Here is an 18,152-nt window from a genome sequence, read left to right as displayed (position 1 = left end):
ACTGGATCCGGTGGAACCCGCATCCGCCGGCTGGCGGACGCGGCTCGATTTCAGGCGTTGCTGTCTGCTGCGGCCGGTGCGGCCGGCGCCACCGGTTCGGTGGCCGGCGCGGGCGCTGCAGGCGCCGTTGCCGGTGCCGCAGCCGGAGCAGGCTCAGGTGCGGGCGCCGGCTTGCGCGAGGCCAGCCATTTCTGGAAGTCCTCCTTGGACACCGCCTCGACCACGATCGGCATGAACCCGTGGTCCTTGCCGCACAGTTCGGCGCACTGGCCGCGGTAGACGCCGGGCGTTTCGATGTTGGTCCAGGCCTCGTTGATGAAGCCGGGAATGGCGTCCTGCTTCCAGCCCAGCGCCGGTACCCACCAGGCATGGATCACATCGTCGGAGGTGATCACAAAGCGCACCTTGGTATCCACCGGCAGCACCAGGCGGTTGTCCACTTCCAGCAGGTAGTGCGGGTGCGATGCCAGCGTGGGCACCTTGCCGCTCTGCCGCACCCGGTCCGACTCGCGGTCCAGGCGGCTGGTGAAGGTGACGTCCTGCCCCAGGTACTCGTACTTCCACATCCACTGGTAGCCGGTGACCTTGACGGTCATTTCCGAATCGCGGGTGTCGTAGAACTTGATCAGGTTGGCCGTGGCCGGCCACGCCATCACCACCAGGATGATCACCGGGATCACCGTCCAGATGATTTCCGCCTTGGTGTTGTGGCTGAAGGTGGCGGCCACCGCGCCCTTGGACTTGCGGAACTTGAAGATGGCATAGAACAGCGCACCGAACACCAGCACCCCGATCACCGTGCACACCCACAGCGAGAACATGTTGGATTCCCAGGCCAACCGCGCGCTCTGGGTGACCCCCTTGCCCATGTTCAACTGCCAGGGTTTGGGGTCGGCCGCCTGGGCCCACGCCATTGCCGGCGCCAGCAGCGCCACCCCACCCATTACCGTCTTGCCGAACGTGCTGCCCCACTTTCTGCGTTGCTTCATTGCCTAGACCCTTAGCGTCGTCGGTTGCAGCCATCGCTGGCCACGAGCAAGCCTTCTGGTTTTCCGGGCCGATGCCTGGCCCGGGCGGTCCTTCTCGTCACCGGCGCAACACCTCCCCCATTCAGGGCGACGGCGCGTGCCGGTCACTACCCGGCGGCGGGGGATGACCTCGCGCTCCGGGACCTTCAAACACAGCAAACAACTGGACAGACAGCGGTGGCAACGAGCGCCTGTGGGGGACGCCATTCCTGTCGCAGGAAACGTCTCGATGGTAGCCCTGCTTTCCAGCACCTAGCAAGGGTCCATTCACACTGGGCCCAATGGTGCAATACAGCATCGTCGTCGGCGGCACTTTTGCCGAATTCAGCACACTTATTGCAATCTGCGCCATCTGGCGCAATCCCTCTGTATGAAAGGCTATGGGCGGGATGGGGCGGGTTTCCGGAATCGCTTTACGCGCCCGAAAAGCGATTAAAATGGTCAAGTTCTCCACGAGCCAACCGGCATGACCGCACCCTCCGCCCCGATTTCCAGCCCGGCCCCGTCCGGCGCTCCCCGCCCGCCGCTACTGTCCCCCGAGCTGCCGACGACGCCTCCCGCATTCCGCCAGGCCATCACCGATGCCTGGATGAAGGACGAGGCCAGCCATGTGCGCGAACTGCTCGAGCAGGCCCGCCTGCCGGCCGCCGAACAGGCACAGGTGCAGGCCACCGCCGCCGACCTGGTCAAGCGCGTGCGCGTGCGTGCCCAGGACCAGGGCGCGATCGAAGCCTTCATGCGCCAGTACGACCTGGGCAGCGAGGAAGGCGTGCTGCTGATGTGCGTGGCCGAAGCGCTGCTGCGCATTCCCGACCAGGACACCGCCGACAAGCTGATCCGCGACAAGCTCGGCGATGCGGACTGGAAGAAGCACATGGGCGGCAGCGATTCGGTGCTGGTCAACGCCTCCACCTGGGGCCTGATGCTGACCGGCCGCCTGGTGCAGATCAACGATGCCACCCGTGCCGACGTGCCCGGCGCCTTCAAGCGCCTGATCGGCCGCGTCGGCGAGCCGGTGATCCGCCTGGCCGTGCGCCAGGCGATGAAGATCATGGGCCATCAGTTCGTCATGGGCCGCAGCATCGACGAAGCCCTGTCGCGCTCGCACAAGGGCGACAACGCCAACTACCGCTATTCGTTCGACATGCTCGGCGAAGGCGCGCTGACCATGAAGGATGCCAAGCGCTACCTGGAAGACTACCGCCGCGCCATCCACGCCATCGGCGGCGACCACAAGGCACGCGGCGGGCGTGCCGATGGCGACGTCAATGCGGCACCGGGCATCTCGATCAAGCTGTCTGCGCTGTATCCGCGCTACGAGCACGCCAAGCGCGCACGCGTGATGGCCGACCTGGTCCCGGGCGTGCTGGAACTGGCCCAGCTGGCCAAGTCCTACGGCATCGGCTGCACCGTCGACGCCGAGGAAACCGACCGCCTGGAACTGTCGCTGGACATCATCGAAGCGGTGGTCAGCGATGCCTCGCTGGCCGGCTGGGAAGGCTTCGGCGTGGTCGTGCAGGCCTACCAGAAGCGCACCCCCTACACGATCGACTACCTGGCCGACCTGGCCCGCCGCATTGGCCGCCGCCTGCAGGTGCGGCTGGTCAAGGGCGCCTACTGGGACGCGGAGATCAAGCGTGCGCAGATCGACGGCCTGCCGGCCTACCCGGTGTTCACCCGCAAGCAGAACACCGACGTGTCCTACCTGGCCTGCACCCGGCGCCTGTTCACCCACGCCGATGCGCTGTACCCGATGTTCGCCACCCACAACGCGCACACCATCGCCGCGGTGCGGGCAATCGCCAGGGGCGGCCAGTACGAGCACCAGAAGCTGCACGGCATGGGCGATGACCTGTATGCCGAAGTGGTGCCGGCCGACCGCCTGAACGTGCCGTGCCGGGTGTACGCACCGGTCGGTTCGCATGAAGACCTGCTGCCCTACCTGGTGCGCCGCCTGCTCGAGAACGGCGCCAATTCCAGCTTCGTCAACCGCATCACCGACGACAACGTGGCCATCGACGACCTGATCCGCGATCCGGTCGAAGCGGTGGCCTCGTTCGACTCGATCCCGCATCCCAAAATCCCGCTGCCGGTCGACCTGCTGCGCAGCCAGAACCATGACAGGAAGAACTCCATGGGCGTCAATCTCGCCAACGACAACGACCTGCGCGCCTTGGCCGAGCAGCTCAACGCCGCCGTGAAGCCATGGCACGCCGCACCGCTGGTGCCCGGCGCCAGCCCGACCGGCGCACTGTTGAACGTGACCAACCCGGCCGACAACCGCCAGGTCGTGGGCCAGTGGCAGCCGGCCGACAGTGCCACCGTGGAAAAAGCGCTGGCCAATGCCGTGGCCGCGCAGCCGGCCTGGAACCGCACCCCGGCCGCCAGCCGCGCGGCGATCCTGGAACACGCCGCCGACCAGCTCGAAGCGCGCCTGCCCGAGTTCATGGCGCTGTGCGTCAAGGAAGCCGGCAAGAGCCTGCCCGACGGCATCGCCGAAGTGCGCGAGGCGGTGGATTTCCTGCGTTACTACGCCAAGCAGGCACGCGAGCAGTTCGGCCATGCCGAAAAGCTGCCCAGCCCCACCGGTGAATCCAACGAACTGCAGCTGCACGGCCGTGGCGTGTTCGTCTGCATCAGCCCGTGGAACTTCCCGCTGGCGATCTTCCTGGGCCAGGTCAGCGCCGCATTGGCGGCCGGCAACAGCGTGATCGCCAAGCCGGCCGAACAGACCAACCTGATCGGCTACTACGCGGTGAAGCTGCTGCTCGACGCCGGCGTGCCCGACGGCGTGCTGCAGTTCCTGCCGGGCGACGGCGCCACCGTCGGTGCCGCGCTCACCGCCGACCCGCGCGTGGCCGGCGTGGCCTTCACCGGCTCGACCGACACCGCCCGCGCGATCAACCGCGCGATGGCCGCACGCGATGCCGCGATCGGCGTGCTGATCGCCGAAACCGGCGGCCAGAACGCCTTCATCGCCGATTCCTCGGCGCTGCCCGAGCAGCTGGTCAAGGACGCGATCGGGTCGGCCTTCACCTCCGCCGGCCAGCGTTGCTCGGCCGCGCGCGTGCTGTTCGTGCAGGACGACATCGCCGACAAGGTAATGACCATGCTGGCCGGCGCGATGGCCGAGCTGAAGGTCGGCGACCCGGGCCTGCTGTCCACCGACGTCGGCCCGGTGATCGATGCCGACGCCCTGCAGATCCTGCAGGACCACGCCGTGCGCATGGAAAAGGAAGCCCGCCTGATCGCCGCCGCCGAACTCAGTGAAGCGGCCGCGCATGGCTGCTTCTTCGCCCCGCGCGCCTATGAGCTCAAGGGCCTGGAGCAGCTGCACAAGGAAGTCTTCGGTCCGGTACTGCACGTGATCCGTTGGAAGGGCGACCAGCTCGATGCGGTGATCGACCAGATCAACGCCACCGGCTACGGCCTGACCCTGGGCGTGCATTCGCGCATCGATGAAACCATCGACCGCATCGCCTCGCGGGTCAACGTGGGCAATGTATACGTCAACCGCAACCAGATCGGCGCGGTGGTCGGCGTACAGCCGTTCGGCGGCCAGGGCCTGTCCGGTACCGGCCCCAAGGCCGGCGGCCCGCACTACCTGCTGCGGTTTGCCACCGAAAAGACCGTCACCGTGAACACCACCGCAGCCGGCGGCAACGCCTCGCTGCTGACCCTGGGCGACTGAACCGGGGCGTGGCGGAGTACAGGAAGAACCCCGCGCAAGCGGGGTTTTTCTTTTGCCCGGCAGCTTCGCCGCGCCCGGCCTCGCATGGCATGATCTGCCGATGCGAACCCCAGCCCTGCTTTCCCTGCTGCTCTGCCTGCTCGCCCCGGCAACCGGCAGCGCCGCCGACGCTGTGCCGGCGCAGCGCGTGCTGGTCTTCAGCCGCACCGAGCAGTTCCGCCACGATTCCATCCCCACCGCGGTGGCCACATTGCAGGCGCTGGCAACCGGCGAGGGCATGCTGGCCGACCACAGCGAGGATGCCGACGATTTCAGCCCGGCCAACCTGGCCCGCTACCGGGTGGTGGTATTTGCCAGCACCACCGGCGATATCCTCGATGCCGGGCAGCAGGCCGCGCTGGAGGGCTTCATCCGCGCCGGCGGCGGCTTCGTCGGCGTGCATGCCGCCGCCGACACCGAGTATCAGTGGCCCTGGTACGGGCAGCTGGTGGGTGCGTACTTCAAGGCGCATCCACCGGGCCTGCAGGACACCCGCGTGCAACCCGAGCGTGATGGCCGCGCGCACGGCAAGGCCTGGGCGATCCGCGACGAGCTGTACAACTACCGCGACAATCCGCGCCCGCGCGTGCAGGTGGTGGCCACGGTGGACGAACGCCTCTACCAGGGCGGCACGATGGGTGCGGACCACCCGATCACCTGGTGCCACGCCTTCGATGGCGGCCGCAGCTGGTACACCGGGCTGGGCCATGACGAGGCGGTATACCGCGATCCGGATTTCCTTGCCCAGCTGCGGCAGGGGCTGCGTTATGCGGCGGGGCGTTCAGCGCGGTGCTGAGCACGGCGATGCGGTGATGGGCGGCGTGGCGGTGCGCCCTTGGTAGGGTCGCATCCCGATCGACTGCCATTGCACGATCCGCGCCCGGTAATGGCGTTGCAATCAACCGGGAAGGCGCTGCACGGCAAAGGCACCGTTTCGATACGGGCCCCTGCGCCAATGCACCCACAGGCGCTGCCGGCAGTGGTTTGGGAACCGACCCTGCCTGTGCTGCGCCAGAGAACCAAAAACAAAAGGCCCCGCTTGCGCGGGGCCTTCTGCATTCAAACAACCGTTACCGCTGGTTCGATCAGAACTTGTAGTTGAACGAAGCAGCCAGCACGTCGCCGCGGACCTTGTACTTGCCGTTCAGCGAATTGCCCTGGTTGTTGGTGGTGCCGGCAATGTTCACGTCCGGATCCTTGGTGAACAGGTGGGTATAACCGAAGTTGTACTCCATGTTCTCCGACGGGGTCCAACCCACGCCGAACGACAGCCACTTGCGGCTGGTGTCGGGCACGCGCACGTCGCGGTGGGCGTTGGTGGTCGGGGTCTGGTCCAGCGCGACGCCGCCGCGCAGGGTGACGGTGTCGCTCAGCTTGAAGTCGGCACCCAGCGAGACGAAGGTGGTGTCGCGGTAGGCGAACTCCAGCACCGAGTCCGGCTGCGCCGAGCCGTAATCGATGGTGACCTGGTCGAACGCGGTCGACCATGCGGTACGGGTGACATCACCCATCACGGTCCAGCGGTCGTTGACGTTGTGGGTCACGCTCAGCGTGGCCGACGCCGGCAGGGTCAGCGTGGCCTTGCCCGAGGTGTTCACGAAGCGGCCCGGCTGGGCCACGGCCAGCACGGCGGCAGCGTTGGCCGGCACGTCGAAGGTGGCGTCGCCGCCGGTGATCTTGTGCTCGACCTTGGAACGGTAGCTGATACCGATGTGGGTGTTCTCATCGGGGCTGAACAAGCCACCGACGGTCCAACCCACCGCGTTGTTGTCACCTTCCATGGTCAGCTTGCCGTCGGCGCTGCCCGGGGCGAAGCCCGGCACGCGCGACTGCGCCAGTGCGGTGCCGAAGTCGATGTTGTTGCTCAGTTCGATGGTCAGGTGCTCAACGAACACCGACGCGCCGAAGGACACGTACGGGTTGACGTCGTAGGAGGCGGCAAAGCCCAGGTCGATCGCCTTCATGTCGGTCTTCATGCCGCTGTAGCGGCCGACCCAGCCATTGTCGTAATCGGTCTTGAAGCCGAACGGTGCGGTCAGCGATACGCCGAAGTGGGCCTTTTCGCCGAGCGGCATGTGGAAGTACGCCGCCGGAACCGGGGCGATCATGCCGGCGTCGCCGCCGTCACCGCCGGTCTGCGGCTGGCCGGTCGGCTTGCGGCCGGTACCGCTGAACTTGGCCGAGAAGCTGATGGCGCTCAGGTCACCCTGGATCTGGGTGCCGTCCAGCTGGCGCATACCGGCCGGGTTGACGGCCATGATCGAGGCGTCGCCCTGGGCGCTGCCCGAGCCGGCGAAGGCGCGGCCGAGGCCCTTGGCGCTGTTTTCCTTGAGCTGGAAGGCGGCGGCGTTGACGTGGCCAACGGCCAGGACACCGGCAATGCCGACGGCCAGGGCGGTGACGCGGGCGAGCGTGGAAGCGGTATGCATGTTTGGTTCTCTCCGGAATTGCGGTGGTTTTTGGCAACGCGCGCCTGCGTCATCCCTGCCCTGGGGCGGGAACAACGCGCCGGATTCCCCTCCCGACATACGACGCCGTATTGGAGTATACCCAGACCGGTTAATGAAACAATAACGGCTGACGCCTTGTGGCTATTCAGCCTGAACGGGTTGCTCTCCCCCCGTGACCACCGCCGCGCTAGGCTAGTGCCATCCATGTTCGTGTCGACCCCCTCCCGCAACAAATCCGCCATCCGCTGGGCCACCCCGCTGCTGTTTGCCGCGCTGTGGCTGGCCTTCCTGTGGTCGATCTCGCGCCCGGGCGATGCGCGGCGCAGCCTGTGGCTGGACTGGGGCGCCCTGTCCACCGGGCTGACCCAGCCACAGGACTGGTGGGCCACCCTGCAGGACGGCAGCGTGCTGCGCCTGTTCACCGCCTTGTTCCTGCACGCGGACTGGTCGCACCTGCTGGGCAACCTGGTGTTCCTGCTGATCTTCGGGTTGCCGGCCGAGCGGGTGCTGGGCCCGTGGCGGCTGATGCTGCTGTTCCTGCTCGGTGGGGCGATCTCCAACCTGACCGCGATCTACACCATGGGCAGCCCGGACCAGATCATCATCGGTGCCAGCGGGGCGGTGTCGGCCCTGATCGGCGCCTACCTGGCGCTGTTCCCCGGGGCCAGGCTGGGCGTGGTGATTCCGCTGGGGTTGTTCCTGGAATTCGTGCGCGCCCCGGCCTATCTGCTGATCGGGGTGTGGGCGGCGCTGCAGGTGGTGTTCGCCTATATCGGCCCGAGCTTCGGCATGGTGGCCTGGTGGGCGCATATCGCCGGTTTCGTGTTCGGCCTGGCCTACGGCGTGTATGTGCGCGCGGCGATCGCGCGGCGGCTGCGCAAGCGGCACGGGTTCTGAAGGGGCCGCACCGACCAACGGTCGGTGCCTACCGCTGCGTGTCCGCGGGGTTCTCAGGTAGGTACCGACCGTTGGTCGGTACACGGGCACCCGGTAATGCCGGCCGCTGGCCGGCTCTGCATCGGGCTGGATGCACGCAGAGCCGGCCAGCGGCCGGCACTACCGTCAGGGTTTGGTGGCTTCCGGTTTGGTGGCTTCCGGTTTGGCTGCTTCCGGCTTCACCGCATCCGGCTTCTTCGCTTCGGTCGTCGCATCCGGCTTCTTCTGCGCGGCCGCCTTGGCCGCTTCGGCTTTCTGCTTGGCCAGCACCGAACCGGGTTGCTTCAGCTCGGCCAGCGCGTCATTGATCGGGCCATCGCCGGGCAAGACATCGCCGGCCGTGTAACCGTCACTGCCTTCCTCGTCGCCACGCAGGTGGCCGGGCAGCGTGGCCTCGCTGTAGTCGGTCAGGCTGGCCGGCAGCGCGTCTTCGCCGTCGCGCTTGTCCGGCTGCAGCACCACGTCGGGCACGATGCCGGTGGCCTGGATCGACTTGCCACTGGGGGTGAAGTAGCGCGCCGTGGTCAGCTTGACCGAGTCGCCGTTGTCCAGCGGCAGCACGGTCTGCACCGAGCCCTTGCCGAAGGTGCGGCTGCCGACCACGCGTGCGCGGCCGTTGTCGCGCAGTGCGCCGGCCAGCACTTCGGAGGCACTGGCCGAGCCGGCGTCGGTCAACACCACCACCGGGGCGCCCTTGAGCAGGTCGCCCGGGGTGGCATCGAAGCGCGCGTCGCTGATCGAAATGCGGCCGCGGGTGCTGACGATGTTGCCCTTGTCGAGCAGGTCGTCGGCCACCTGCACCGCGGCGGTGAGCAGGCCACCGGGGTTGCTGCGCAGGTCCAGCACCAGCCCCTTGAGCTTGCCGCCGGCCTGCTGCTGGAGCTGGGTGACCTGCTTCTGGAAATCGGCGCCGGTATCGGCCTGGAACGTGCTCAGGCGGATATAGCCATAGCCCGGCTCCAGCATGCGGCTGCGCACGCTGGTGACGCGGATGGTCTGGCGGGTGACGGTGACGTCGAACGGCTTGGGCTTGCCTGCGCGCACCAGGGTCAGCACCACCTTGGTGCCGGCCTTGCCACGCAGCGGCTCGGTGGCTTCGATCGCACTGATCGGCTTGCCGTCGATGGCGATGATCAGATCGCCGGCCAGGATGCCCGCCCGCGCCGCCGGGGTGTCGTCGATCGGCGAGATCACTTTCAGGCTGCTGTTGTCGGGCTGCTGCTGCAACTCCACGCCGATGCCTTCATAGGCACCGTTGGCCTGCTCATCGAAGGCTTCGGCGTCTTCCTTGTCGAAGTAGGTGCTGTGCGGGTCCAGGTCCAGCAGCAGGCCGCGGATGGCCGACTGCATCAGCTTCTTGTCGTCCACCGGATCCACATAGGCGGCGCGTACCGCGTTGTAGACCGCCACGTAGCGCCGGATTTCTTCCAGCGGCACGCGCGATGTCACCGCCTCTTCACTGGTGGCCGCATCGGTGCTGCGGCTGGGTGCCGGGCCGGTCTGCTGTGCCCAGGACACCGCCGGCAGCAGGGCCAGCAGCAAGGTGGCGGATCGGGCTACGCGCATGAAGCACTCCAGGGTCGGCGGGGACGGTAACGCGCACAGGGTGCGTGGCCCGATTATGCGCGAAGCGGCGATAAATTCCCGTTGAACCGCCTGCCGCAGCGCGGTGCGGCAGTTGGCTGGCTTTCATGTGCCTGCCGCATGCGTGGGCGCGTGCGCGGCCGGGCAGACCGGTCAGCGGCGCTGCAGCCACGACCCCGGGTCGACCGGCTGGCCATTGCGGCGCAGTTCGAAGTACAGCGCGGTCACGCCCTGTCCACCGGAATTGCCGACCTTGGCCACCGCATCGCCCTTTTTCACCGCCGCGCCGGCATCGCGCAGCAGAGTGTCGTTGTGGGCGTACAGGCTCATGTAGCCGTTGCCATGGTCGACGATCAGGATCATGCCGTAGCCGGTCATCCAGTCGGAGAACACCACGGTACCGTCGGCCACCGCGGTGATCGTGCTGCCGGCCGGCGCACCGATCAGCACGCCGCTGCTGGTGCGCCCATCGGGCAGCTTGCCGCCATAGCGCGCCAGCAGATTGCCCGACAGCGGCCAGCCCAGCCCGCCGACCTTCGGCGGTGGCGCCGAAGCGACCACCGGTGGGGTCTTGCCGGGGCGCGGCGGCGGGCGCGTGCCGTTGGCCGCGGCGGCCTTCTCGGCCTTCGCTGCGGCCGCTTTCTCGGCAGCGGCACGGCGCGCGGCGGCACGCCGTTCGGCCTCGGCACGGGCGGCAGCGGCACGCAGGTTGGCCAGCAAGGTTTCCAGCGCCTTGGCGTCCTGGCCCAGCGCCTTCTCGCGTTCGCTGCGGTCCTTGTAGCGTTCGTCCAGGCTGGCCACGGTGGCCGCGCGCGCGCGGCGGTCGTCGGCCAGCGCCGCGGCCTGCTGCTTCTGCTGCTGGCGGGTGCCCTCCAGTGCCTGCCGGCGCTGCACGATCTCGGTCTCCACCGCCTGCAGTTCGGCCAGGTCGGTGGTCAGGGCCTGGATGCGGCGGGCGCGTTCGCGCTGCAGGTAGCGGTGGTAGGCCAGGCTGCGGTTGGCGTCGGCCACGCGGTCCTGCGACAGCAGCAGCTTGAGCGGCGCGTTGTTGCCGATCCGGTAGGCCGAGCGCAGCAGCGCGGCCAGTTCCTGCCGCTGTTTGCCCAGGCCGGCCTGCAGGTCGCTGCGCTTGCGCTGCAGTTCTTCCATGGCCCGGGTTTCGCGCTGCAGCGCGGTCTCGGTCTGGGCCAGCACCCGGCCGGTACGTGCGACCTTCTCGTCGGCGTCGCGCAGCTGGCGCGAGGCCTGGCCACGCTGGCCTTCCAGGTTGCGCCGTTCCTGCGCCACGCCCTTGAGTTCGCTGCGCAGTTTCTGCAGCTTGCGCTCGGCCTCCTTGGGGTTCTGCGCCAGGGCCGGGCTGGGCAGCACCACCACCAGGGCCAGCAGCAGGCCACCCAACGCGCCCCACAGGGCCGGTCCGCGGCGGCCTGCGGCCATCGGTTTGTTATTCCGGCGTGAGGAGAATGCGTTGGCGCGCAAGGGCTTTCCAGTGACTTCAGGCAGATGCGGATTGCAGCGATGCATGGTGACATTCCTGCAGGCGGCCTGCCAACCGCATACCGAACCACGAGGTCCCCCGATGAAACGTTTCCCGCTCCCGCTGCTGTTGGCCCTGGTGCTGCCGTGCGCGCCGGCCCTGGCCAATGAGGGCATCAGCAAGGTCAACGGCAGCATCCATGCCGAGTCCGGCCAGGTCTATGGCGACCTGGATACCGTCAATGGCGGCATCAACGTCGATGCGTCGGCGGTCACCGGCGACATCGAGACCGTCAACGGCGGCATCCGGATCGGCGACAACGCCCGCACCGGCGGGGTGTCCACGGTCAACGGCAGCGTCCGCATCGGCCGCGAAGTAATTGCCGCCGGCGACGTCGAAACGGTGAACGGCAGCATCTTCATCGATCGCAGCAGCCAGGTCGAAGGCGAGCTGCAGACCGTCAACGGCAGCATCGGGCTGGTGGAGGCAAGGCTGGACGGCAGTATCGAGACGGTCAACGGCGACATCACGGTCGGGGTCGGCTCGCAGGTCGATGGCGGGATCCGGGTCAAGAAGCCCAGCTTCAGCCTGTCGCTGACGCCCGGGCGCAAGCCGCGGGTCATCGTCGGCCCCAACGCCGTGGTCAATGGCAGTCTGGTGTTCGACCGCGACGTGACCTTGTATGTCCATCGCAGTGCCCGCATCGGGCCGGTCAGCGGCGCCCAGGCGCAGCCGTTCGATACCGACGCCGCGCCGCAGGATTGATACCCTCTTCCCGGTGCCCTCGGGCACTGGCCCTTTGTCTCCAGGAATCGATGATGCCCCGCAAACTTCTGTTGTGCCTCGCCGCCGCCGCCGCCCTGAGCGCGTGCAAGGGCGAAGCCACCGCACCCACCGCCCCCGCCGGCGACACCACCCCGGCCGCCGCCGGCCATGCCTTCTCGGCCGAGATCAATGCCGGCGACTTCGCCGAGCTGGTCAAGACCCTGGCCTCGGACGAGTTCGAAGGCCGCGCGCCGGGCAGCAAGGGTGAAGAACTCACCGTCAACTACATCCGCGACCAGATGCAGCGCATCGGCCTGCAGCCGGGCAATGGCGACAGCTGGTTCCAGGACGTGGCGATGACCGAAACCACCGCCGACGAATCGACCGTGCTCAACCTTGACCAGGACGGCAAGACCCGCGCCCTGAAGTTCGGTACCGACATGGTGATCGGCACCCGCAGCGGCCAGCCGGACGTAAAGGTCGATGCCAGCGAGCTGGTGTTCGTCGGCTACGGCGTGGATGCGCCGGAGCAGAAGTGGAACGACTACGCCGGCCAGGACTGGAAGGGCAAGACGGTGGTGATGTTCGTCAACGACCCCGGCTTCCACGTCGACGATGCCAAGCTGTTCGATGGCAAGCGCATGACCTACTACGGGCGCTGGACCTACAAATTCGAGGAAGCCGCGCGCAAGGGCGCGGCCGCGGCGCTGATCGTGCACGACACCGCCGGCGCTTCCTATGGCTGGGATGTGGTCAAGAACTCCTGGGCCGGCCCGCAGTACGACCTGCCGGCCAAGGATGATGCCGATCCGCGCCTGCCCGCACAGGGCTGCTGAGCGCCGAGGCGGCGCGCCAGTTGTTCGCCGATGCCGGGCTGGACCTGGACAAGGCCTACAAGGACGCCAGCAAGCGCGGCTTCAAGCCGGTATCGCTGAAGGCCAAGGTGTCCTTCGACCTGAAGAGCACCATTGCCGAGAAGAAGTCGCGCAACGTGGTCGGCGTCCTGCCGGGCAGCAAGCGTGCCGACGAGGCGGTGCTGTACATGGCCCATTGGGACCACCTGGGCAAGCACGAGGGTGAGCAGGGCGACAACATCTACAACGGCGCGGTGGACAACGCCACCGGCGTGGCCGGCATCCTGGAAGTGGCCGACGCGATGGCCCACCAGCAGCAGCCGCCGGAGCGTTCGGTGGTGTTCCTGGCGGTGACGCTGGAAGAATCGGGCCTGCTCGGTTCCAAGTACTACGTCAGCCACCCGACCTTCCCGCTGGACAAGATCGCCGGGGTGATCAACATCGACGCGATGTCGGTGGCCGGGCGCGCCAAGGACATGACCGTCACCGGTTATGGCAGCTCGGAGCTGGAAGACATCCTCAAGCCGCTGGCCGCCAACCAGGGCCGCACCCTGCATGGCGAAACTGCGGTGCAGAGCGGCTTCTATTTCCGTTCGGACCACTTCAACTTCGCCAAGGCCGGCGTCCCGGCCCTGTATGCCGATGGCGGCGAAGACCTGCGCGACGGCGGCATCGACGCCGGCCGCAAGGCGGCCGAGGCCTATGGCCGCGATCGTTACCACGGTCCGAAGGACGAGTTCGATCTGGCCACCTGGAAGCTGGACGGCACGGTAGAAGACCTGCAACTGCTGTACGGCGTGGGCAACGAACTGGCCACTGGCGACCGCTGGCCGAACTGGTATGAAGGCAACCCGTTCAAGGCGGCGCGCGATGCGATGATGAAGCCGAAGGCGGCAGCGGCGGCAGCGGCACCCTGACCGGTCGGGTGTGATCCATGGAATGCAGAAGCGGCGCCCAGTGGGCGCCGTTTTTGTTGGGGGGGGGATGGCGATGGGGGGACGGTGGGTTCGCCGGTAGGGTCGCATCCCGATCGACTGCCGTTGCACGGCCCGCATTCGGTGAGGCATTGCAATCACCGGGGAGGGCTCTGTATGGCTGGGGCACCGCTTCGATAGGGGTCCGGGCGTCAAAGCACCCATCGCCATTATCGGCAGTCGTTTGGGAACCGACCCTACCGAGGGCTATGCACGACCCGAATGCCGCCGCGCCGGCAGGGCCCCGCATTGGTAGGGTCTGACCTCCTCCCAGTAATTTAGACCAGCCAGAACTATAAAATTCGGCGACACTCAGGCCCAAGGAGGCCCGTCGCCATGAAGAAGTCGAAGTTCACTGAAGAGCAGATCGCGTTCGCCCTGAAACAAGCCGAGAGCGGCACGACGGTCGAAGAGATTTGCCGCAAAATGGGTATCAGCCAAGCTACGTTCTACGCTTGGCGCAAAAAGTTCGGCGGGTTAGGCGTGTCCGAACTACGCCGGCTACGTCAGCTTGAGGAAGAGAACCGCAAGCTCAAGCAATTGGTCGCCGATTTGAGTCTGGACAAAGTTATGCTGCAGGATGTGCTCTCAAAAAAGCTCTGAGGCCCACGCAGCGCAAGACGCTCGTGGGCCACTTGGTCGACCGTTATCGAGTTGGGGTTCGCCGGGCTTGCGAGGTCGTAAAGCAAAGCCGTTCGGCGTGGTATTACCAACCCCGTGAGAATGATGATGCGCCACTACTTCTGCGGATCGAAGAGATCGCTGCCACGCGGGTTCGCTACGGCTTCTGGAGAATATTCGTGCTGTTGCGCCGGGAAGGCTGGAAGGCCAACCACAAACGCGTCTACCGGCTTTACTGCCAAGCGGGCCTCAATCTGCGGCGTAAGCGTCCTCGCAGACGCAAGGCCGCAGCACACCGCCTGGAGCGCACGATGCTGACGGCTCCAAATCAGGTTTGGAGCATGGATTTCGTGGCCGATGCCCTATTCGACGGACGCCGCTTCCGGGCGCTGACCGTCGTGGACAACTTCACCAAGGAAAGTCTAGCCATCGAAGTGAATCAGCACCTCAAGGGCGAAGACGTGGTGGCCGTGATGGAACGCCTACGCCACCAGCGCGAGCTGCCGCAACGCATCCAGACAGACAACGGCAGCGAATTCGTCTCGATCGTGATGGATCGCTGGGCCTACGACAATGGGGTGACCATGGACTATTCCCGACCTGGCACACCGACCGACAACCCCTTCATCGAGTCGTTCAATGGCAGCTTCCGGGACGAGTGTCTCAACACGCACTGGTTCCTGTCGCTCGATGACGCCCGCCAGAAGATCGAAAGCTGGAGGGTCGATTACAATCATTTCCGGACGCACTCATCAATCGGCGATGTCCCACCAGCCGAGTTTGCCGCCCAATTCACGTCCCCACCCAACGCCGAATTTTCCACTTCTGCTCGGGCCTAACGCGGGGAGGAGGTCAGGTCGCATCCCGATCGACTGCCGTTGCATGGCCCGCGCCCAGTAATGGCATTGCAATCACCGGGGAGGGCTCTGTGTAGCTGGGACACCGCATCGATAGGGGTCCCGGCGTCAAAGCACCCATCGCCGTTATCGGCAGTCGTTTGGGAACCGACCCTACCGAGGGCTATGCACGACCCGAATGCCGCCGCGCCGGCAGGGCCCCGCATTGGTAGGGTCGCATCCCGATCGACTGCCGTTGCACGGCCCGCGCCCGGTGATGGCATTGCAATCACCGGGGAGGGCTTTGTGCAGTTGGGGCACCGCTTCGATAGAGCTCCCGGCGTCAAAGCACCCATCGCCGTTATCGGCAGTCGTTTGGGAACCGACCCTACCGATGGGAACCCTGCTCGGCCGGGGCGTCACCCGCAGCGGTTGGGGATGACTCCATCGGCCAGCGCGTCCAGAGATAAGGGTACTCACCTACGCCGGCGACCAACCCGGCGCGGATCGGGTTTTCGATCAGGTACTTGGCCTGGTTCTCCAGCGACTCATCCGAACGCACGCAGTGGTCGTAGAAACCACGCTGCCAGAGCGCCCCCTCCGTATGGCGGTGCAGGTTCAAGGCGCGCGATGAGCGCGATTTGAATGCCTGCATGCAGCGGCTGATATTGCCTTCGCGCAACTGCATCAACCAATGCACATGGTCGGGCATCACCACCCAGGCCAGGGTACGCGAGCGGTGTTCGCGATCGGAACAGCGCAGCGCTTCCACCACGCATTCGACGCTGGCTGCGTCGACGAACACCTTGCGACGGTCGGCCACCCGGGTGGTCAACATGTAGAAGGCGCCCCGGAGCGAGCGGCGCCCGATCAGTAGACGGGAACTGGACATGCCTCCAGCGTCGGGCGTAGGCGTGGCCGGGGCCATCCGGAAGAGGCGGAATCAGGCGTCGGAAGAATGCGGAATGCGTGATCGGGCGTTGTGCGACCGTGGCGCTGGTAGGGTCGCATCCCGATCAACTGCCGTTGCATGGCCCGCATTCGGTGAGGCATTGCAATCACCGGGGAGGGCTCTGTGTGGCTGGGGCACCGCTTCGATACGGCTCCCGGCGTCAAAGCACCCATCGCCATTATCGGCAGTCGTTTGGGAACCGACCCTACCCGCGTCATGCCGTGCGGACGCACAAAGAAAAAACCCCGCTGCGTGAGCAGCGGGGTTTTTGGGTATAAACCCTGGCGATGACCTACTCTCGCATGGCTTAGGCCACACTACCATCGGCGCAGCTGCGTTTCACTTCCGAGTTCGGGATGGGATCGGGTGGTGCCACAGCGCTAATTTCACCAGGGAGACGGTTGGAGCGGCGCGTTGCGCCAGCTCGGCAGAGGTCTCTTCCGAGAAGCGGGCAACTGGAAAACCGGTTGCCTGCAAAAAAAGGAAAACCCCGCTGCATGAGCAGCGGGGTTTTCGGGGTATAAACCCTGGCGATGACCTACTCTCGCATGGCTTAGGCCACACTACCATCGGCGCAGCTGCGTTTCACTTCCGAGTTCGGGATGGGATCGGGTGGTTCCACAGCGCTAATTTCACCAGGGAGGCTTTTGGAGTGTCGCCGTGGGTGTCGTGTCTTTGCAGGGAGCGGGCACGGATGTGCCTGCTTTGCAAAGAGACGCGCCTACAGCGCCTGCCTCTCGTTTGGTCTTGTGACGTAGCGTGCACTTGGGATCTATCGACATGTCATGTCGGCCAAGGCAACTTGAGGTTATATGGTCAAGCCTCACGGATCATTAGTATCAGTTAGCTCAATACATTGCTGTACTTACACACCTGACCTATCAACCACATAGTCTATATGGTTCCTTCAGGGGGCTTGTGCCCCGGGAGATCTCATCTTGAGGCGCGCTTCCCGCTTAGATGCTTTCAGCGGTTATCGCTTCCGAACATAGCTACCCGGCAATGCCACTGGCGTGACAACCGGAACACCAGAGGTTCGTCCACTCCGGTCCTCTCGTACTAGGAGCAGCCCCTCTCAAATCTCCAACGCCCATGGCAGATAGGGACCGAACTGTCTCACGACGTTCTGAACCCAGCTCGCGTACCACTTTAAATGGCGAACAGCCATACCCTTGGGACCGACTACAGCCCCAGGATGTGATGAGCCGACATCGAGGTGCCAAACACCGCCGTCGATATGAACTCTTGGGCGGTATCAGCCTGTTATCCCCGGAGTACCTTTTATCCGTTGAGCGATGGCCCTTCCATACAGAACCACCGGATCACTAAGTCCTAGTTTCCTACCTGCTTGATCCGTCGATCTTGCAGTCAAGCACGCTTATGCCTTTGCACACAGTGCGCGATGTCCGACCGCGCTGAGCGTACCTTCGAGCTCCTCCGTTACTCTTTAGGAGGAGACCGCCCCAGTCAAACTACCCACCATACACGGTCCCCGATCCAGATTATGGACCTAGGTTAGAACGTCAAGCACGACAGGGTGGTATTTCAAGGATGGCTCCACTGCAGCTAGCGCCACAGTTTCATAGCCTCCCACCTATCCTACACAGACGAACTCAACGTTCAGTGTAAAGCTATAGTAAAGGTTCACGGGGTCTTTCCGTCTTGCCACGGGAACGCTGCATCTTCACAGCGATTTCAATTTCACTGAGTCTCGGGTGGAGACAGCGCCGCTGTCGTTACGCCATTCGTGCAGGTCGGAACTTACCCGACAAGGAATTTCGCTACCTTAGGACCGTTATAGTTACGGCCGCCGTTTACTGGGGCTTCGATCAAGAGCTTCGCCTTGCGGCTGACCCCATCAATTAACCTTCCAGCACCGGGCAGGCGTCACACCCTATACGTCCACTTTCGTGTTTGCAGAGTGCTGTGTTTTTGATAAACAGTC

At 65.6% G+C, this 18,152-nt stretch carries 10 protein-coding genes, 3 rRNA genes and 1 pseudogene (1 of these 14 cut by a window edge); 6 read left to right on the top strand and 8 right to left on the bottom strand.

From position 1 onward, the window contains the following. Positions 1 to 50: 50 nt before the first annotated feature. Entirely contained in the window at positions 51 to 989 is a 939-nt protein-coding gene (gene coxB / locus AC3ITM_RS01960) for a cytochrome c oxidase subunit II (protein WP_489268007.1), read from the bottom strand. Between the two features lie 505 nt (positions 990 to 1,494). Here coxB and putA point away from each other — a divergent pair. Beyond that, complete coding sequence (putA, locus tag AC3ITM_RS01955; protein WP_489268005.1) at positions 1,495 to 4,719, top strand: bifunctional proline dehydrogenase/L-glutamate gamma-semialdehyde dehydrogenase PutA; 3,225 nt, start codon at positions 1,495 to 1,497, stop codon at positions 4,717 to 4,719. Between the two features lie 100 nt (positions 4,720 to 4,819). Next, on the top strand, positions 4,820 to 5,554 hold the full coding sequence (locus AC3ITM_RS01950) for a ThuA domain-containing protein (protein ID WP_489268003.1): 735 nt from the start codon (positions 4,820 to 4,822) through the stop codon (positions 5,552 to 5,554). Positions 5,555 to 5,843: 289 nt separating this feature from the next. On the opposite strand, the gene AC3ITM_RS01945 is transcribed toward AC3ITM_RS01950, so the two are convergent. After that, positions 5,844 to 7,187, bottom strand: a complete 1,344-nt coding sequence (locus AC3ITM_RS01945) for an outer membrane protein transport protein (protein ID WP_489268001.1) — start codon at positions 7,185 to 7,187, stop codon at positions 5,844 to 5,846. A 225-nt stretch (positions 7,188 to 7,412) separates the two neighbouring features. On the opposite strand from AC3ITM_RS01945, the gene AC3ITM_RS01940 reads away from it, so the two are divergent. Next, a complete protein-coding gene (locus tag AC3ITM_RS01940; protein WP_489267999.1) occupies positions 7,413 to 8,105 on the top strand; it encodes a rhomboid family intramembrane serine protease in 693 nt (230 codons plus the stop codon). A gap of 165 nt (positions 8,106 to 8,270) precedes the next feature. On the opposite strand, the gene AC3ITM_RS01935 is transcribed toward AC3ITM_RS01940, so the two are convergent. Continuing rightward, positions 8,271 to 9,710 (bottom strand): S41 family peptidase, encoded by a 1,440-nt coding sequence (locus AC3ITM_RS01935; RefSeq protein WP_489267997.1) that lies wholly within the window; start codon positions 9,708 to 9,710, stop codon positions 8,271 to 8,273. A gap of 171 nt (positions 9,711 to 9,881) precedes the next feature. Next, positions 9,882 to 11,207 carry a murein hydrolase activator EnvC family protein gene (locus AC3ITM_RS01930; protein ID WP_489267995.1) on the bottom strand — a complete coding sequence of 442 codons (1,326 nt, stop codon included), beginning with the start codon at positions 11,205 to 11,207 and terminating at the stop codon, positions 9,882 to 9,884. 100 nt (positions 11,208 to 11,307) lie between these two features. Here AC3ITM_RS01930 and AC3ITM_RS01925 point away from each other — a divergent pair, with 100 nt between their 5' ends. The 3 genes and pseudogenes from AC3ITM_RS01925 to AC3ITM_RS01915 all read left to right on the top strand — a co-directional run bounded on the left by AC3ITM_RS01925 (position 11,308) and on the right by AC3ITM_RS01915 (position 15,258). Continuing rightward, positions 11,308 to 11,970 (top strand): DUF4097 family beta strand repeat-containing protein, encoded by a 663-nt coding sequence (locus AC3ITM_RS01925; RefSeq protein WP_489267994.1) that lies wholly within the window; start codon positions 11,308 to 11,310, stop codon positions 11,968 to 11,970. 53 nt (positions 11,971 to 12,023) lie between these two features. Continuing rightward, positions 12,024 to 13,741: pseudogene (locus AC3ITM_RS01920) on the top strand (M28 family metallopeptidase). A gap of 393 nt (positions 13,742 to 14,134) precedes the next feature. Then, positions 14,135 to 15,258, top strand: a protein-coding gene (locus AC3ITM_RS01915) for an IS3 family transposase (protein ID WP_489264972.1) whose coding sequence is annotated in 2 segments (ribosomal slippage) — positions 14,135 to 14,387 and positions 14,387 to 15,258 — 1,125 coding nt in all. Because the reading frame shifts where the segments join, the coding sequence is not laid out codon by codon here. Positions 15,259 to 15,643: 385 nt separating this feature from the next. Here the strand turns inward: AC3ITM_RS01915 and AC3ITM_RS01910 are convergent. The 4 genes from AC3ITM_RS01910 to AC3ITM_RS01895 all read right to left on the bottom strand — a co-directional run. Then, positions 15,644 to 16,147, bottom strand: coding sequence for an REP-associated tyrosine transposase (locus AC3ITM_RS01910; protein WP_489267993.1), 504 nt, complete (start codon positions 16,145 to 16,147; stop codon positions 15,644 to 15,646). 339 nt (positions 16,148 to 16,486) lie between these two features. Continuing rightward, a 5S ribosomal RNA gene (rrf, locus tag AC3ITM_RS01905) occupies positions 16,487 to 16,601 on the bottom strand. Between the two features lie 131 nt (positions 16,602 to 16,732). Further along, positions 16,733 to 16,847: ribosomal RNA gene (gene rrf, locus AC3ITM_RS01900) — 5S ribosomal RNA — on the bottom strand. 172 nt (positions 16,848 to 17,019) lie between these two features. Further along, positions 17,020 to 18,152: ribosomal RNA gene (locus tag AC3ITM_RS01895) — 23S ribosomal RNA — on the bottom strand (it continues 1,748 nt past the right edge of the window).

It is taken from the genome of Stenotrophomonas sp. KH_029, from assembly GCF_057839765.1.
The sequence above is the reverse complement of the archived record's forward strand: the minus strand, read 5'-3'. Positions and strand labels throughout refer to the sequence as shown.

What these genes read in the sequence shown, in the direction of transcription:
- AC3ITM_RS01940 (WP_489267999.1), top strand. Translation starts at nt 7,413, where the DNA reads ATGTTCGTGTCGACCCCCTCCCGCAACAAATCCGCCATCCGCTGGGCC.
- AC3ITM_RS01945 (WP_489268001.1), bottom strand. Translation starts at nt 7,187, where the DNA reads ATGCATACCGCTTCCACGCTCGCCCGCGTCACCGCCCTGGCCGTCGGC.
- putA (WP_489268005.1), top strand. Translation starts at nt 1,495, where the DNA reads ATGACCGCACCCTCCGCCCCGATTTCCAGCCCGGCCCCGTCCGGCGCT.
- AC3ITM_RS01925 (WP_489267994.1), top strand. Translation starts at nt 11,308, where the DNA reads ATGAAACGTTTCCCGCTCCCGCTGCTGTTGGCCCTGGTGCTGCCGTGC.
- AC3ITM_RS01910 (WP_489267993.1), bottom strand. Translation starts at nt 16,147, where the DNA reads ATGTCCAGTTCCCGTCTACTGATCGGGCGCCGCTCGCTCCGGGGCGCC.
- AC3ITM_RS01950 (WP_489268003.1), top strand. Translation starts at nt 4,820, where the DNA reads ATGCGAACCCCAGCCCTGCTTTCCCTGCTGCTCTGCCTGCTCGCCCCG.
- AC3ITM_RS01935 (WP_489267997.1), bottom strand. Translation starts at nt 9,710, where the DNA reads ATGCGCGTAGCCCGATCCGCCACCTTGCTGCTGGCCCTGCTGCCGGCG.
- coxB (WP_489268007.1), bottom strand. Translation starts at nt 989, where the DNA reads ATGAAGCAACGCAGAAAGTGGGGCAGCACGTTCGGCAAGACGGTAATG.